The organism is Pseudomonas sp. H11T01, assembly GCF_048515765.1.
Taxonomy (GTDB): Bacteria; Pseudomonadota; Gammaproteobacteria; order Pseudomonadales; family Pseudomonadaceae; genus Aquipseudomonas.
In genome coordinates this window covers 19,184-36,055 of the sequence record NZ_JBLYED010000046.1, presented here as the reverse complement: position 1 = coordinate 36,055, position 16,872 = coordinate 19,184, and the positions used below count along the sequence as shown (strand labels likewise).

General features: G+C 57.0%; 10 protein-coding genes and 5 pseudogenes. 7 read left to right on the top strand and 8 right to left on the bottom strand.

The window, feature by feature from the left end; translation table 11 throughout:
- On the bottom strand, window positions 1–517 hold a 517-nt coding region (locus ACN1C3_RS32500), incomplete at its 3' end, for a GMC family oxidoreductase (RefSeq protein WP_419119819.1).
- Window positions 518–687: 170 nt separating this feature from the next.
- Window positions 688–834: pseudogene (locus ACN1C3_RS32495) on the bottom strand (mandelate racemase/muconate lactonizing enzyme family protein); the annotation flags it as partial.
- Here ACN1C3_RS32495 and ACN1C3_RS32490 point away from each other — a divergent pair.
- Window positions 817–1,047: pseudogene (locus ACN1C3_RS32490) on the top strand (integrase core domain-containing protein); the annotation flags it as partial. The pseudogenes ACN1C3_RS32495 and ACN1C3_RS32490 overlap by 18 nt on opposite strands.
- Window positions 1,048–1,367: 320 nt before the next feature.
- On the opposite strand, the pseudogene ACN1C3_RS32485 reads toward ACN1C3_RS32490, so the two are convergent.
- From ACN1C3_RS32485 to ACN1C3_RS32460, 6 genes and pseudogenes are all read right to left on the bottom strand, one after another.
- Window positions 1,368–1,460, bottom strand: a pseudogene (locus ACN1C3_RS32485) (integrase); the annotation flags it as partial.
- Window positions 1,461–1,910: 450 nt separating this feature from the next.
- Window positions 1,911–3,167: an OprD family porin gene (locus ACN1C3_RS32480; protein ID WP_419119818.1), complete on the bottom strand. Its 1,257-nt coding sequence runs from the start codon at window positions 3,165–3,167 to the stop codon at window positions 1,911–1,913.
- A gap of 509 nt (window positions 3,168–3,676) precedes the next feature.
- A pseudogene (locus ACN1C3_RS32475) lies at window positions 3,677–3,880 on the bottom strand (integrase core domain-containing protein); the annotation flags it as partial.
- Between the two features lie 174 nt (window positions 3,881–4,054).
- Entirely contained in the window at window positions 4,055–5,221 is a 1,167-nt protein-coding gene (locus ACN1C3_RS32470) for an HlyD family secretion protein (protein WP_419119817.1), read from the bottom strand.
- Complete coding sequence (locus tag ACN1C3_RS32465; RefSeq protein WP_419119816.1) at window positions 5,218–6,876, bottom strand: MFS transporter; 1,659 nt, start codon at window positions 6,874–6,876, stop codon at window positions 5,218–5,220. Before ACN1C3_RS32465 ends, ACN1C3_RS32470 begins: the two co-directional genes overlap by 4 nt.
- Before the next feature lie 149 nt (window positions 6,877–7,025).
- A pseudogene (locus tag ACN1C3_RS32460) lies at window positions 7,026–7,647 on the bottom strand (membrane-bound PQQ-dependent dehydrogenase, glucose/quinate/shikimate family); the annotation flags it as partial.
- Window positions 7,648–8,203: 556 nt separating this feature from the next.
- On the opposite strand from ACN1C3_RS32460, the gene ACN1C3_RS32455 reads away from it, so the two are divergent.
- The 6 genes from ACN1C3_RS32455 to ACN1C3_RS32430 all read left to right on the top strand — a co-directional run bounded on the left by ACN1C3_RS32455 (window position 8,204) and on the right by ACN1C3_RS32430 (window position 16,867).
- Window positions 8,204–9,895 (top strand): NAD-dependent malic enzyme, encoded by a 1,692-nt coding sequence (locus ACN1C3_RS32455; RefSeq protein WP_419119815.1) that lies wholly within the window; start codon window positions 8,204–8,206, stop codon window positions 9,893–9,895.
- A 328-nt stretch (window positions 9,896–10,223) separates the two neighbouring features.
- Window positions 10,224–10,709, top strand: coding sequence for an acyl-CoA thioesterase (locus ACN1C3_RS32450; RefSeq protein WP_419119814.1), 486 nt, complete (start codon window positions 10,224–10,226; stop codon window positions 10,707–10,709).
- A 75-nt stretch (window positions 10,710–10,784) separates the two neighbouring features.
- A complete protein-coding gene (locus tag ACN1C3_RS32445) occupies window positions 10,785–12,455 on the top strand; it encodes an FMN-binding glutamate synthase family protein (RefSeq protein ID WP_419119813.1) in 1,671 nt (556 codons plus the stop codon).
- A 99-nt stretch (window positions 12,456–12,554) separates the two neighbouring features.
- Window positions 12,555–14,135, top strand: coding sequence for an efflux transporter outer membrane subunit (locus ACN1C3_RS32440; RefSeq protein WP_419119812.1), 1,581 nt, complete (start codon window positions 12,555–12,557; stop codon window positions 14,133–14,135).
- A 13-nt stretch (window positions 14,136–14,148) separates the two neighbouring features.
- Complete coding sequence (locus ACN1C3_RS32435; RefSeq protein WP_419119811.1) at window positions 14,149–15,342, top strand: efflux RND transporter periplasmic adaptor subunit; 1,194 nt, start codon at window positions 14,149–14,151, stop codon at window positions 15,340–15,342.
- Between the two features lies 1 nt (window position 15,343).
- The gene (locus tag ACN1C3_RS32430; RefSeq protein ID WP_419119810.1) at window positions 15,344–16,867 is read left to right on the top strand and encodes an MFS transporter; all 1,524 of its coding nucleotides are present in this window, start codon (window positions 15,344–15,346) and stop codon (window positions 16,865–16,867) included.
- Window positions 16,868–16,872: the final 5 nt, after the last annotated feature.

Genomic DNA, 16,872 nt, shown 5'->3' with positions numbered 1-16,872 from the left:
AGTCATCACTGTGCGGGTAGCCGAGTTCGTCGCAGCCCTTGAGGAACACATCGCAGATCGGATGGGTCTGGCCCTTCATCGGCGTGATGCTGATCGGGCCGCTGCCGCCGTGGTATTCGCTGTCGCCCAGCGGATGGTTTTCCAGTTTGCGGAAGTACGGCAGTACGTCCTTGAAACCCCAGCCGTCGTTGCCGTTGGCTGCCCAGTCGTCGAAGTCATGGGCCTGGCCACGGACATAGACCATCGCATTGATCGAACCCGAACCGCCTTGCACTTTGCCGCGCGGGGCATAGATTTCCCGGTTGTTCAGCTGCTTTTGCGGCTGGCTGTAGTACATCCAGTTGAAGGTTGGATTGTAATACATTTTGGCGAAGCCGACCGGGATCTTGAACCACAGCGAACTGTCCTTGCCGCCCGCTTCCAGCAGCAGCACCGTGTGTTTCCCCGAGGCCGAGAGCCGGTTGGCGAGGATGCAGCCTGCGGCGCCTGCGCCAGCGATGATGTAGTCGTATGTCATGCACGGTTACCGCGTAAGTCGTTGTACAAAAAAACCGCCTGATGGGGAGGCGCAAACCCTGTGGGAGCGAGCCTGCTCGCGAATACGGCCTGACAGTCGACAACGAGGGTGACTGATCTACCGCTTTCGCGAGCAGGCTCGCTCCCACAAGGGGGCTGCGCCATTTCCCGTCAGCCTCTGGCCGGCGATGTGTCTTTGACGTCCGCCGGGGTCGGCGCCATTTGCAGGTGCAAGCGCTCACCGGTGTACGGCGAATGCTTGCGCACCACGTCCATGTTCAGCTCCACCCCAAGTCCCGGCTCGGTCGCCGGGGAAATTGCTGGGACAATGCGCCGATGGAGCGTGTGTTCCGGAGTTTGAAAACCGAATGGATACCAACCACGGGCTACCGAACGGCCCAAGAGGCCCAACGCGACATCAGTCATTTTTTGATGCATCGGTACAACTGGATTCGGCCCCATCAATTCAACGCTGGGCTCGCGCCAGCTCAGGCCGAGAAAAAACTTAACGTCGTGTCCGGGATTAGTTGACCACTACACAAAGCCCTGATTATTCAGGGCTTTGTCGTTTCTGCGTGTCCGAAAAAAATCACAGCCCATACTTTGGCCCATACCCTGATTTGGGCATGGCTTGGCGACCAACGGTTGATGCTCCAGCGGCTTCCAGCCACTAGGTCGTCAGCAAACCGGTGGGAGCCCGCGAATCACGTTTCAAAAATCGCAAGCCGCGAGTACGTCGCCGACATGGTGATACCCAGGTGCTGTCCGGGGCATAGACACCCCATGACGTGGGACGAACGGGTGCAACCATGATGCGAGCCTTGGGGCATAGGCCTTGACGTGACAGACCGGTTCCAGGCTTCTTTATTCTCTTCGGCATAATCATGGTGTGAGTAGCGACGGTGGTCCCCGGAACCTGCTAGCACTTGGTTCTGACACCGGTTAGGCGGGAAGCTCACCGACATCATGATCGGCCAAGGCGGCCTGAAGGGACTAGGTATAGGCAACTCAAATGGGCACAAAGCGCTCATGACGACGCCTGCCTCGGCCACCGAAAAATTGAACCCGAATTAATCAACATCTGAACGGCAATCGTCGCCCGTCGACCATAAGCTCTTATTTTTCCCCACGGGGTGAGCTATGAATCACACAGCCAAGGTTGACGGGCAGTATGCAGAGAGACTGACGAATCTTGAGCCCTGGCACCAAGACGATGCCCTGGGTCCCCAAAAACGTTGCTTGAGCATTTTCCAGCACAGCACCTACGACGGGACACAGCATTGGAACGCCTTCATTTCGATCGGTATGGCAACGAATGAAGAAAAGTCTCTGACCACTAACGCTTCGAAAGCATGACTGGTAGAAAGGCGCGCCGCTACAAACAGCGCTATGGCTCAGAGAAGGTCTAGAGGGTATTCGATGAAGGCCCGGACTTCGTTCAGGTTAGGGCCGACATCACGGTCTGCCCGGTAGATCGAGTTTCGCAACTTGAACGACAGATCCTTCAATGCACCGTCCTGTACCACGTATTTGACCTGGTTGAAGAACTCTCTCTCCGTTCCGTCCTGCTGACCCCCGGCATCGATGTTGCCGCCGCGCACATAAGCAGTCTTGTAGGTGAGTCCTGGTACACCGAACTCCGCAAAATTCAGCTCGTAGCTCAGTTGCCAGGACTGTTCGTCTTTCAGGTTGAAGTCGGAGTAGTAGGAGTTGGCGACATAAATGGCGCTACCGCCGTCTCCGTAGTCATAGGCATAGCCTGCATCGCCGCTGTTCCGCTGATGGGCGACGATAAAGGCATGCGCACCGACGCTGTATTTGGCCGCCAGGCTCCAGATGGTGTTGGTGTCGTTGACGCCATCGCCACCAAAATCCAACGCCGCCTGAGAACCATTGTCATAATCGGTACGGTAAATGTTGAAGTCTAGATTCAGCGCCTGTGAATCGGAAAACGGCACTGTATAGTTCACGTTGCCATAGTACTTCTTGTAGGTGTCCTTCACGTCGGAGTGATACGCCGCGACACTTAAGACGTCGGTCACGCTGTAGGTGCCACCAATCACATCGATACTCTTGAGATGATTAGGATCCCGTGCCGGATCGCCCATCGGGCTATCAGCGGTGAACCGTCCGGCATTCAATTCTAGCCCTTCGATTTCCTTGCTAGTGACCAGAGTGCCAGTAAACGCTTGGGGCAACAGACGCAAGTCGTCATACGCCAGTACCGGCATGGACGGGAACTGGTTGCCGTAGCGCAACACGGTATTGGAGAAGCGCAGTTTCAGTGTAGCCCCTGTCTCCGATAGGTCATCGACCGGATGGCCATCGCTGTCGGCGTCGAAAAAGGCCGTGTAGTTGCGACCACGACCGCTATCTAGCTTGACGCCGAGCAAGCCATAAACGTCGACGCCGACACCGACGGCTCCCTGGGTGAAGCCAGACTGTAACGTGCCAATGAAACCCTGGCCCCATACCTTGGCATCATTGGTATGGTTTTTGTAATCGCGATTAAAGTAGGCGTTACGCAACAGCAATTTCAGGTCGCTGTCTTCAACGAACCCCTTGGCGTCGGACTGTTCACTGGCGAACGCATAGGGTGTGCTTGTCGAGATGAGCGCACACGCGATCGCGACATGTTTAGGATTGAGCATCAGATACTTCCAATAGCTATTTTCTTGATTTTAGTGTTGGCAGGAGGCTGCAGAAGTCGTTGACAACCACAATGAAAATTGGGTTATTGGCGGGGCAATTGTTTGTCTAATAGTTCACACCCGTTGCAGCGGGACGATAAATACTATTGAAAGCGCCTAAATGATAAGTTCTATTTTGGATTTTAATTATCTATGAAATCAATAATGTAGAGCTCCCGAATACGGGTAAGCTGGCGGGGATGAATGCATGAAGTGCGACTCTCGCGCCTGATGCTGGTGAATCTCCAATTCATCACTCCTTTGATGCAATTTTTTGGCCCGCCCACGCGCGGGCCTTTTTTATGTGCGCCCGACATGGCCCGTCGCGCGCAATCGCAATCAGCTTGGCTGTAGTGGCCTCGTTGGTGATTTTGAGGTGAAGGTCCTTTACACACCCGGCAAGGGGAAGAGTTAGCCAGAGGCAAGGGTGTCGTGGGTTGGAATTGCCCCTACAAAACCGAACACCAACTTTAAATTGATGCAGCTGCCAAGCGCCTGAACTCCCTCGGTGAGCGATAGTTCAAAGCACTGTGCGGATGCTGCTCATTGTAATGTTCAAAGGCAATTGCCAGATTGCGCAACGCCGTTTCTCGATCCGGCTTGGGCATGTGTGCCACGTAGTCACGCTTCATTATCTTCACGAAGCTCTCGGCCATGTTGTTGATCTGCGACGACGCAGTAATCCCCAGACACGAGAAGAAGAGGAAGCAAGAGAACGTGAATGGGCTGAAGATGGAAGACGATGTCTTGAACGAGCCCGCTCAACAGAAACTCAATGTCGCCTCAGACGAAACCTCATTAAACATACAGAGCTACGTGCAGACTCGACGCCTTGTTCGAGCGCCGTGTCAGGGATGCGATGCAGCAGCCTCCTCTCGATCACCCTCCTCTCCATTTCGGGTATCGATACTTACAACCACCGACATCCCCGGCCGCAAGCGCTTGACCTCGGCCTGGTCCGGGTCGACGGTGATGCGCACCGGGACACGCTGAGCGATCTTGACGAAGTTGCCGGTGGCATTGTCCGACTGCAGCAGTGCAAATTCGGAACCGGTGGCCGGCGAGATACGCTGCACATGACCACGCAATTGGAGGTGGTTCAGGGCATCGACGGTAAAAGATACCGGCTGACCGATACGGACTTTATCCATTTGGGTTTCCTTCATGTTCGCAATCACCCAGAGCGTATCAGGCACCAGTGCCATCAACTGCGCCCCCGAGTTGACGTATGCGCCCAAACGTACGCCGATCTGCCCCAACTGACCGTCGCGCGGTGCCGTCACGCGGGTATTGTCCAGGTCGATACGCGCCAATTCCACTGCGGCTTCGGCATTGAGGACCGACGCTTCCAGTGAGGCCCGGTTGACGATCACGGTCTGCAAGTCTTGCCTGGAAATTTCCAGTGCCGAATTGGTCTCGGCCAGCGCCGCAACCGCCTGGGCATTAGCGGCGCGGGTCACGTCCAGTTCGCGACGCGACACCGAGCCGTCACGGATCAGTTCTTCATTACGGCCCAGGTCAGCCTGACTCTTGCGCGCCTGCGCATCGCTGTTGGCGATAGCCGCCTGCTTCTGGATGATGGTGGCCTCGGCACTCTTGCGCTGCTGCAGATTATTGGCCAACGCGGCCTTTTGCTGTTCGAGTTGCGCCAGCGACTGGTTCAACCGTTGCTTGTAAATCCGGTCATCGAGGCGCACCAGCAAGTCCCCGGCCTTGACGAACTGAAAGTCCTGCACCGGCACTTCAAATACATAACCACTGAGTTGCGGCCCGATAATGGTGACCTGGCCACGCACCACCGCATTCTCGGTACTTACAATGGCGCTGCTGAAGGGTGGTAACTGCCAGGCATAGAGCACCACAAGTACGCCGATGATGGCAACCGAGGCGAAGATTATGGAGGACAGAATGCGTACCCGCAGCGACCGCGGCTCGGTGGCCAGGTTAATGGATGGCTCGTCTCCCTCGGGAGTGGAGGCGATGGCATTGGTCGTCGTAGTAGTCGGTTCGGTCATTGCGTGGAGGCGCCACTGCGAGAGTCGGAAGTGCGGGCCCCATTAGCGGCCCGGTTAGCGTTCCACAGCCACAGACTGCGGATGAAAATCCAGATCATCGTCAGTATCGCGATGCTGCCGATCAGAATGAAGACATCGTTGTAGGCCAGTATATTGGCTTCTCGAGTTGCCGCTGCAGATAGCACCCGGGTCCCGACGTTGGTGCGCAGCGACGGGTCGACAATGATCCCGGTGTAAACCGCAGCGCCGCTTTGCACCCGGCTGAGCACCAGGGGGTTGAGCGTCGTCAGCTGATCGACGATGACACTGGAATGAAATTTTTCCCGCATGATCTCAAAGGTGCCAAGTAACGCTGAACCAATCAGGCCCCCAAGGTTATTGCAGATCCCGAACAACACCGAAAAGCTCACCAGATTACGTGGGTTCGTCATTACATTACGGGTGCCAAGCACCATAGTCGGTCCGAGAAAAAACGTCCCGCCAAACGCCAGTAGAAACTGACTCAAATACATTTGCTCCGGGCGGGTCAGGTTGCTCGACGAGCAGTCCATGAATGAGCCGGTGGCCATCAATACCAGTGAAACAATCAGTGGCATGAACAGGTGCTGCGGATCGATCGTCAGGGCGCTGACGGCCAACCCCGACACGGCCCCTAGCAGCATGACGTAATACAGACTGCGCATCTGCTCGCTGCTCATGTTCAATGCCTGTAAAAACCCCACCGCACCGGTGGACTGCTCGGACGTGACCATACGAATCAGGATCACCGCCAGGGTCATGCGAATGGCCACGCCACTGCCTAACCAGCGCGTCATCAGCAAAGGGTTGCTGCGGTTGTGCTCGATGGCCAGCCCGGCAACGATCAGCGCAATCGACGCCGCCAGGGCGATGCCGATCCACGGTGCCTCCAGCCACCAGTCAATGCGCCCAAGCGACAGCACTGCACACAGCAGTGCCACTCCGCCGGACATAATCGCGAAGGTCAGGAAATCCAGCGGCTCGAATGTCTTGAAACGGTCCCCCGGTGGCAGTTTGAGCATGAGCACACAACCCAGCGCCGTCAGCGCCAGGCCCAGCTCGAACAGATACAGGCCGCGCCATTCAGCGATCTGCAGCAGATCCTCGGAGAAAATCCGCGCTAATGGCAGGGCCAGCTGAGAGGCACCCAGCCCAAGCACCAAGGCTTTCATTCGCCACTTCGCCGGGAAGGCCTGAATCATGTAGTACAGCCCCAGGGAGCTCAGCGCCGCGCCGACCATCCCGTGGGCCGCCCGTACGGCGATGGCCGAATTCAGGTCGTTGACGAACAGATGAGCGAAGGTCACCAATGCGTAGAGCAACAGGAACACTTCGGTGAACGCACGCAGTCCGAATTCCTGGCGGAATTTGACCAGTAACAGGTTCATCGAGACATTGGTCATGACATACGCAGCCGGCAACCAGGCCATTTCCGCTGTGGTGGCCCCCAACGCCCCCTGAAGGAATTGCAGGTTTGCCGTGACCAGCGCGTTGCCCAGTCCACCGGTAATGGCGACCAGCAAACCCACTGCCCCATAGGCAAAACGCTTGGGATTTGAGTGCAAGGGCGTCGATGGCGAGCCCGGCAGGGAAGGCTTTTCATGGGGGAGCCATTCACGAAACGCGTACCGGTCCATCCACCCTCCTATCGTTTTATTTCATCATACCTGCGCAAAGATTCGCATGCCCTCCAGCAATGGCGATTCATCCAAGGACGCCATGTGCGACAGGTCAAAAAAAGGCCGTGACACCTTAGCCCACGACCTTTCTTCATTTGACTGATCGCTTAATCCAGACGGAACGCAATCACACTATCACCGAGGGTTGTCCCAAGGGAGCCATGGCCACCGGCAGAGATGATCACATACTGCTTGCCATCGCTGCCCATATAAGTCGATGGCGTGGCCTGCCCGCCCGCGGGCAATTCGGTCTGCCAGAGGACTTTGCCAGTGTTGATGTCATAGGCACGAATAAAGTTATCCGCCGTTGCGCCATGGAAAACCACACCACCGGCGGTCACCAACGGCCCACCATGGGCGACCATGCCCATCGGGAAGCCAATCGGGAAGCGCCCTGGCAGGAAACTGGTCTTCAGGTTTTTGCTGGTGCCAGTGCGGCGCATCCATTCGGTTTTGCCGGTATTCAGGTCAACCCCGACCATACGCCCCCCAAGGCGGTGCGATACAGGGAACGCCAAGACCGGAGGCGAACTGCTGGATATGGATGGCATAGTCGCCGTTGAAGTTTTCGTTCCAGTAAGGCGTTCCGTCCTGGGTGAACAGGCGCTTCTCTTCTGTTTGCGCGGTCCTTTTGATCAGGTTGTATTTGTAGGCAAGACGCACAGGCGCTGCGATCAGGATTTGCCGATCAGGATCGACAGCCACCGAGCCCCAGTTGAACGCGCCGACCGCTGGCTCGACGAACTGACCCTCGCCGCCCTCGCGCTTGCCCTGCTCGGTGACGGCAAGCTGGCGCTGAAACGCTCGGCTCGCGGCTGATCGCCCAAGCTTCCGTGACACCGCTGCGCTCGGCTGAATGTTCGCTCCTTAACTGGAAGGGCAAGGCTTCGGCAGCACTCAGCGGCAGTAAGCTGCTTTGGGAAAGCCTAGTAGTGCTGGATAAAGGACGAGTGGTCGAGAGCGGCAACCACGGGGGATTGCTGGGGGGCCGCGAGGGAGATTTAGCCAGCATCGTGCCAGGGCCCGACAGCATCCGCGCCAACTTTCTCAACGCCTGATCCTCTCAAACCCGATGCCATTTAAATCCCACACCCACGGCCGCCAGGAGGGACTGGTGCCGTGTCGAAGCAGAGAAACCCACGTCGCATTCAAGCGCTCGCAAGGCTCACGTGGCACGTCACCACACGGACGGGAATAAATAAGTAGCAGACTAACGTTTACTGTACCACGCTCTCATTGGCCTGCTAGGTTCGGGGTTCTGCAAAAGATAGAGAGTGAATTCAAGATGAACGAAAAACAAAAACGGCCGCTGTACATTCCCTACTCCGGCCCGTCGTTACTGGAAATGCCCTTGCTGAACAAGGGCAGCGCTTTCAGCTCGCAGGAGCGGATCGACTTCAACCTGCTTGGCCTGCTACCGCAGGCCACGGAAACCATCGAGGAGCAGGCAACCCGGGTTTACCGGCAATATGAGCTGTGCACCAGCGATATCGACCGGCATGTCTTCCTGCGCGGCGTGCAGGACAATAACGAGACACTGTTTTTCCGTCTGCTCGAAGATCACCTCGAAGAGATGCTGCCCATCATCTATACCCCGACCGTCGGCCAGGCCTGCCAGGAGTTCTCCAGCATCTACCGCACCCATCGCGGACTGTTCATCGCCTACCCCGACCGCGATCGCATTGACGATATCTTGCACAGCGCCACCAAGGACAACGTCAAAGTCATCGTGGTCACTGACAGTGAGCGCATCCTAGGGCTCGGCGACCAGGGCATCGGTGGCATGGGTATCCCGATCGGTAAATTGTCGCTGTACACCGCTTGTGGCGGCGTCAGCCCGGCCTACACCTTACCGGTGGTACTCGACGTCGGCACCAACAACCCTGACCTGCTGAACGATCCGATGTACATGGGCTGGCGCCATGAACGTGTTAGCGGCGAACTGTACAACGAGTTCGTCGAACTGTTCATCCAGGCCATCAAACGTCGCTGGCCCAACGTGCTACTACAATTCGAGGATTTCGCCCAGACCAACGCCACTCCGCTGCTGGAGCGTTACAAGGACCAGCTCTGCTGCTTCAACGATGATATCCAGGGCACCGCTGCCGTAGCCGTCGGCACCTTGATCGCCGCGTGTAAGGCCAAAGGCGAACGTCTGTCCGATCAGGTAGTGACCTTCGTCGGCGCAGGTTCAGCCGGCTGTGGTATTGCCGAGCAGATCGTCGCGGCGATGATGCTCGAAGGGCTGAGCGACAGCGAGGCTCGCCAGCGCATCTTCATGATCGACCGCTGGGGCCTGCTGACCGATGACATGGCCAACCTGCTACCGTTCCAGCACAAGCTGGCGCAAAAGCGCAGCAGCATGCCGGCATGGGCTGCAGGCAATGGCGATTTAACCCTTCTGGATGTAGTTAGCCACGCCAGGACCAGCATTTTGGTGGGTGTATCGGCGCAACGCGGACTGTTCACCGAGCAAGTCATCCGGGCCCTGCATGCGGGCTGCTCTAAGCCGATCGTCATGCCGCTGTCCAACCCGACCTCCAAGATCGAGGCTACCCCCCAGGAAATCCTCACCTGGACCAATGGCCAGGCTCTGGTGGCCACCGGCAGCCCGTTTCCACCGGTCAGCCTGGGCGAGCGCAAGATTCACATCGCCCAGTGCAATAACTCCTACATCTTCCCCGGTATCGGCCTGGGCGTCTTGGCGGTCATGGCCACCAGGATCACCGATGGCATGATCATGACCGCTTCCAGAGCCCTGGCCGACTGCTCGCCACTCCTCACCGGAGAGGGTGATGCGGTGTTGCCACCGCTGAGCGAGATACAGGCGGTAAGCAAGAAGATCGCCTTCGCCGTGGCCAAACAGGCTCAGGAAGAAGGCAAGGCTTTGCAGATCAGTGACGAACGCCTGCACTTGGCGATCGAAAGCAACTTCTGGCAAGCGCGTTATCGGGATTATCGTCGCTCCTCGATCTGATGCTGTAACGATCTGTGGGAGCACGTCTCACGTGCTCCCACACTGTCCGGGCATACCGGAATACCCGCGACGTCATGCCGCACTGTTACAAAATATGAAAAATACCTTCTCGTTTCATTAGCTAGCTATCGTTTTTTTCGATTGTTAGACTCCACCGCCACCATGGCTCATCCACCTGGTACTTCGTGTCCTGCAACCCTGTTACGCCCTGATCGGCCGGAGTCTGCCCTTCCCGTTGCGTCGACGTAGAACCGCGTCAGTCGCCCATGGCCGCAGCAACATCCAGATGAGTTGAGCCAACATGATTGACCGACCTGATGAGGCAGTAATGGAACCAGGAAGCTATCAATTGACCATGAGTGTGCTCATGACCCCGGACAAAGCCAACTTCTCCGGCAATGTTCACGGTGGGGCCTTGCTCAAGTTGCTTGATGAAGTGGCCTTCGCTTGCGCCAAGCGCTATGCCGGCAATTATGTGGTGACCCTGTCGGTCGACCAGGTGATCTTCAAGGAGCCGATCCGCATCGGTGAGCTGGTGACCTTTCTGGCCTCAGTCAACTACACCGGTCGTTCCTCGATGGAAATCGGCGTGAAAGTCATGACTGAAAACATTCATGAGCGCAGCGTACGCCACACCAACAGCTGTTACTTCACGATGGTCGCTGTCGACCACAACCACCGCCCCGTAGCCGTGCGTCCTCTGGTTCCGGATACGGGCGTCGAACAACGCCGGTACGCCCAGGCTCAGCAGCGCCGCCTGCAACGCCAGGAGCTGCAAGCGCGCTACGACTCGCTAAAAGTCGCCCAGGCTTGAAGGTACTCGTGTTCACGTGAAACCGAGCGGCCCGCCGATCGCTGTCGATGCCACACACCACAAGGAACAACACGCATGAAACTATCATTATTGAGTCGTTACTCATGCTTCGCCTTTTGCTTCGTCTTTACCCTCGTCGGTCTGTGCCTGTTCGAGCGCATCGAGTGGCTCTGGCCCTTCACTCTGATCACCGCGATCCTGACGCTGATCGGCCTTAATGACCTGCGTCAGACCCAACACTCAGTGCGTCGCAACTATCCCGTGATCGGTAACCTGCGTTACCTGATCGAGCATATCCGTCCAGAGATCCGCCAGTACCTGCTTGAAGGTGATGACGACGAACTACCCTTCTCCCGCACCCAACGCTCGCTGGTCTATGCCCGTGCCAAGAACCAGAGCGCGGAGAAAGCCTTCGGCACCCTGAAAGATGTCTACAAACCCGGCTTTGAATTCATCGTTCACTCGATGCTGCCCAGCGAAGTGCTCGACCCCAAGGAATTCCGCATCATGGTCGGCGGCCCGCAGTGCCGTCAGCCTTACAGCGCTTCGATCTTTAACATCTCGGCCATGAGTTTCGGCGCCCTGAGCGCCAATGCCATCCGCGCTCTGAACAAGGGAGCAAAACTGGGCGGCTTTGCCCATGACACTGGCGAAGGCAGCATCAGCCCCTATCACCGTGAATTTGCTGGCGACCTGATCTGGGAACTGGGCAGTGGCTATTTTGGTTGTCGCGACCAGGACGGCCGGTTCGATCCCGAGCGTTTCTCCGCACAGGCCTGTAACCCTCAGGTGCGGATGATCGAGATCAAACTCAGTCAAGGCGCCAAGCCCGGGCACGGCGGTATTCTGCCCAAGCATAAGGTGACTGCGGAAATCGCCGAGACCCGGGGCGTGAGCATGGGGCGCGATTGCGTGTCACCGGCTCGCCACAGCGCCTTTTCTACACCGATCGAACTGCTGCAGTTCGTTCAAAAGCTACGTGAACTGTCCAATGGCAAACCGGTAGGCTTCAAGCTGTGCATCGGCCAACCCTGGGAGTTCATGGGGATCGCCAAGGCGATGCTCAAGACCGGCATCCTGCCCGACTTCATCGTCGTCGACGGCGCCGAAGGCGGCACAGGCGCCGCACCAAGGGAGTTCAGTGACAACATTGGCATGCCTCTGCGCGAAGGGTTGTTATTCGTGCACAACACCCTGGTCGGCCTGAACCTTCGAGACAACATCCGGTTGGGTGCCAGCGGCAAGATTGTCAGTGCCTTTGATATCGCCAGTGTGCTGGCTATCGGTGCCGACTGGGTCAACTCGGCGCGCGGCTTCATGTTTGCCATCGGTTGCATCCAGTCCCAAAGCTGCCACACCAACAAATGTCCGACCGGGGTCGCCACTCAGGATCCTTTGCGCCAGGGCGCACTGGTGGTCGAGGACAAAGCCACTCGCGTCTACAACTTCCACCGCAATACCCTGATGACACTGGCCGAAATGCTCGCCTCCGCAGGTATCGAGCATCCCTCGCAATTAACCGCCGAGCACCTGGTACGACGAATCAGCGACACCCAGATCCGTTTATTTTCCCAGACACACACCTTCCTCAAACCCGGCGAATTGCTCGATGACCGCTGTACCAGCGAGTTCTATTTGCGCATGTGGCACAGCGCCCGGGCCGATAGATTCAAACGCAACGACTCAGGCGATGAGATCGTTGTCGACAGGACCTCCGCTGAGACTCGAGAAACCGCTACCGCGTGAGTATGACCGTCATGACAGCCCTTCCTTAGGGAAAGCGTCCGCATCCTGATAGGCGTGGAGTTTGCGGCGGACATACACAGTAAGTCGCCGCAATGACCCATGAGTCAGTTCAAAAAATCGGCGTTGGATATTCGCTATACCTGGAATAAAAATCCGACATGCCAAGAGGCAAGTTCAACTATCAAGCTTCACCTGCCGGAGACTTCACCCGTGGTTACCCACTTCACGACAAGGCGTAGATTATCGCTGCTGTCATGCTCCATCCTACTTGCTGGGTGTTCTTACCACGACCTTCAGCCGATGTCGCATTTATGGGGAAGTTCGAAACTCCAATCTGAAAATGCACTGCAGAATATTCCTGTCTCGGACGCTCACTGGCCGGCCGAGGACTGGTGGAAGGCGTTTGGCGATCAACAACTTAATGAGTTGATACAGGAAGCGCTCATCGACAATCCGACATTGAACATGGCAGCTTCCCGGGTCAGGCAGGCGCAAGCGATTGTAGGACTGAACCAGGCCCCTCTTCTGCCCCATGCAGACGCCAACTTTTCATCGACCCGTGAACGGTTCAGCGAGAACGGCACGGCCGGCGGCGTCTCCGGTACGTGGCAAACGCTCAATCAAACATCGCTCGGGCTGGGATATGAGCTGGACTTCTGGGGCAAGAACAGAGCCGCGCTGGATGCCGCTATCGGGCGGGCGCGGGCCACTGAGGTCGACCAATATGCGACCACGCTATTGATTGCCTCGGCCATGGTCCAAAGTTACATCGACCTGCAAAAAAATTACGAGCAGGTTGACCTGGCCAAACATATTTTAGATCAACAGCAATTCATCCTGGATTTGACACGCAAGCGCTTCACCGCGGAGCTGGATTCCCAGATCGACATCAAGCAGGCGATGTCCAGTATTCCCGCAAGCCGAGCGAACATTTCGGCTCTCATGGAAGCCATAGAGCTGGACAAAAACCGCCTCGCCGCGCTGATGGGTAAAGGACCAGATCGAGGCAACACCATCCGGCGACCGGCGATGCCGAAATCCGAGGTTTTTTCAATCCCGTCCATTTTGCCTGCCGAGCTGCAGGGACGACGACCTGACGTGGTTGCACAGCGCTGGAGAGTGGAAGCGGCGTCTCATGACATCACGGTGGCTAAAACCAATTTCTATCCGAACGTCAATCTGGCAGCGTCGGTCGGCCTGCAAAGCTTCGGCTTTGGCGATTTCAAGGACAGCGGCAGTCGCGTACTGGGTGTAGGCCCGGCCATCAGTCTGCCTATTTTTGAAGGCGGCCGATTGCGCGCCAATCTTGCTGCGCAGGACGCGGCCTACGACACCGCTGTCGATAGCTACAACCAGACATTGGTGGATGCTGTACATGACCTCGCCGACCAGCTGACTTCGATCCGCTGGCTCAAAGAACGCGTCGATGAACAGCAATTGGCCGTGCAAACGGCCAATGACGCCTACGACCTGGTCAACAACCGATACGGTGCGGGCCTCGCGACTTACATACAGGTACTGACGGCACAAAACGCTGCCCTCGCGGAACAACGTCAGCTTATTGAGCTACTGGCAAGAGGCCGTTCGCTGCGGGCGAACCTCTCCCGCGCCCTGGGTGGCGGCTTCCAGCCCGGCCCTTCGCCCTCCGACACACCAGCAACCGCATCCGCGCGCGAGTAGAACCACAATGAAAATGACAGCCTCCCAAGATACCAAGACGCCGGCATCGAGCTCCAAGACGTTCACTAAAGCGGCAATCGCCGCTGGGGTCGCAGCGCTGGCCATTGTCGCAACCTGGTGCCTCTCCAATCAGAACTCGGAAAGAACGGAGGACGCTTACGTCGATGGCAACGCGATTCAAGTTACCTCGCAAATCACCGGGACGGTGACGGCCATTGCCGCCGATAACACTGACCATGTGTCGGCCGGTACGACGATCGTCAAGTTGAATCCGGTCGATCAACAGATTCAGTTCGAACGAAGCAAAGCGGCTCTTGCCCGAGCCACGCGTATGGCTCGCACTCAGTATTATCAGGTGGAACAACTACAAGCTGAGGTTGATCAGCGCAACAACGATGTAGCCAAGGCCAAAGCCGACCTCGCCAGACGCGCTCAATTGGCCTCCAGCGGCGCCGTATCCCGTGAAGAAATCAGCCACGCCGAAGACATCCTGAAGAACGCCAAAGCCGGTTTCCTGGCGGCCAGTCACTCCCTTGCCCAGCGCAAGGCGATGGTTGACGGCACGACGCTTCGCACCCATCCGGATGTGCTGACAGCGGCGAGCAATTTGCGCGATGCTTACATCGCTCGCGAACGTACCCGAATCAGCGCCCCGGTAAACGGCATGATCACCAAACGAAGCGTGCAAGTGGGTCAGCGGATCAGTCCCGGCGTAGCTCTGATGACCGTGGTTCCTCTGGATCACCTATGGGTGAATGCCAATTTCAAGGAGTCTCAACTGGAGAATATCCGCATCGACCAACCGGTCACTCTGACCGCCGATGCGTACGGAAAAGACGTGGTGTTCCATGGCAAGGTCGTTGGCCTGGATGCGGGGACAGGTAGCGCTTTCGCCCTTTTGCCGGCCCAGAATGCGACCGGCAACTGGATCAAGGTCACTCAGCGCGTCCCGGTAAGGATTACCCTGGATCCAGCCGAGATTGCCCAGAATCCCCTGCGCCTTGGCCTTTCCGTGCGGGTTCGCATCGACACCAGCAACCACAACGGCATCGTTCTGAGCACCAATGTCCCGAACGAGGATATCTACTCAACCTCGGTGTTCGAGCAGGAACTCCAGAACGCCGATGCTTTGGTGGAATCGGTGATCAAAGCCAATGAAGGACTGGACATCGCCTCGACCGAGAGCAAGACAGCGGGACAGCTCTGACATGTTCAAGAAGCATCCCATTCTTTTGATCACCATCACCCTCCTCTGCTCTGTGGAATTTCTCCAGACCGGCATGATCGCTTTTGCCGCCGCCCCCATCAGAGGCGAAATCGAAGCCAGTCCTGAAGAGTACAGCCTCGTCGCAGCCCTATATGCCTGCCTGGCTGTCATTGTGATTTCGAAGCAGCGTTGGCTGACGGAACGCTTGGGCTGGCGAAATTATCTGTTGTCCTCTATCGCTATTTTCATCGCAGGCTCGGTGGTGTGCAGTTGCACCGCCAGCTTGATGGGCTTCACCATTGGACGTGTGATCATGGCCGTGGGCGGCGGTGCGTTCATGACCTCAGCCCGTGTGATGGTCCATATGCTCCCTCCGGGTCCTGGCCGCTTTACTGGAGTAAAAGCCTTTGCCACTGGCCTGGCGCTCGGCACGACGCTGGCGCCGGTGTTGGCTTCGCTGGTAGTGGCCTACAGCACTTGGCAAGCCATTTTCTGGATTCTGATTGCGATGACCATCGTTGTCGCGTTTCTCAGCCTGCGCTTCCTGCCAAACGACCCACACCCGGTGGAGGACCGAACCAGCACCAGCGTGGGGCGTATATTGCTACTGGCTCTGAGCTCCTTTTCAGTGCTGTACGTACTGCAACGCTCTTATTATGACTTTTACGACGAGACAACGATTGTTGTCATCTTCGGCTTGCTGTCTGCGTTCGCAATGGCCTCATTTTTCCTGATCGAAAGAAAGCATCCCTCACCGCTGCTCAAGATTCATGAAATCGTCAATCAGCGCTATCTGTTCGGCATTGCGCTTTACTGCTTCAGCTATTTGATTCTCGGCGCCAACAACTATGTGCTGCCGAATTTCCTCCAGTCAGGGCTGGGTTACTCCTGGGAAACCGTGGGCCATTACCAATCCCTGGGGCTGTTCGGAACGCTGGTCGCGTGGCTGATCATGGCGCAGATCCTGCCCAAATACCCGGCACCGAAGAAATTCTTCATCGCCGGTTTTCTTTCGCTGATTGCCTTCAGCTACTTGCTGTCCATCATCACGCCCAGCGCCGAAATGTGGGAGAACATACTGCCGGCGCTATTCCTCAACGGCTGCTTCGTGATGCTCCTGCTGGCCACCGCGGCGACTCAAACATTCAGAGACGTCGGCCACGACGATGCGTTGTTCACCAACGCTCAGCAGATCAAGAACATGGCAGGACAGATCGCTACCGCAACCGGAACCGCGTTGGCGACCATTTTCATGCAGTGGCGCAGCACTGTTCAATACGATGCCTTGAACGTCAGGTTGAAATCCGATGACCCCGCGTTTTTGCAATACACCCATCAACTTGGTCATTTCTTCTCGCAAAGCTATGAATCCGCCAAGGCGGCGCAGATGGCTATTGCGCAAGTGTCCCAGACCATCAGCGCCCAATCGTCGCTGATGGCGAGCATCGAGTACTTCACTGTCATTACCGTGATCGGGTGTCTTGCATTGGCCTTCTCGCTTGTGCAGAAGGTATTCCGACCTTGACTGGA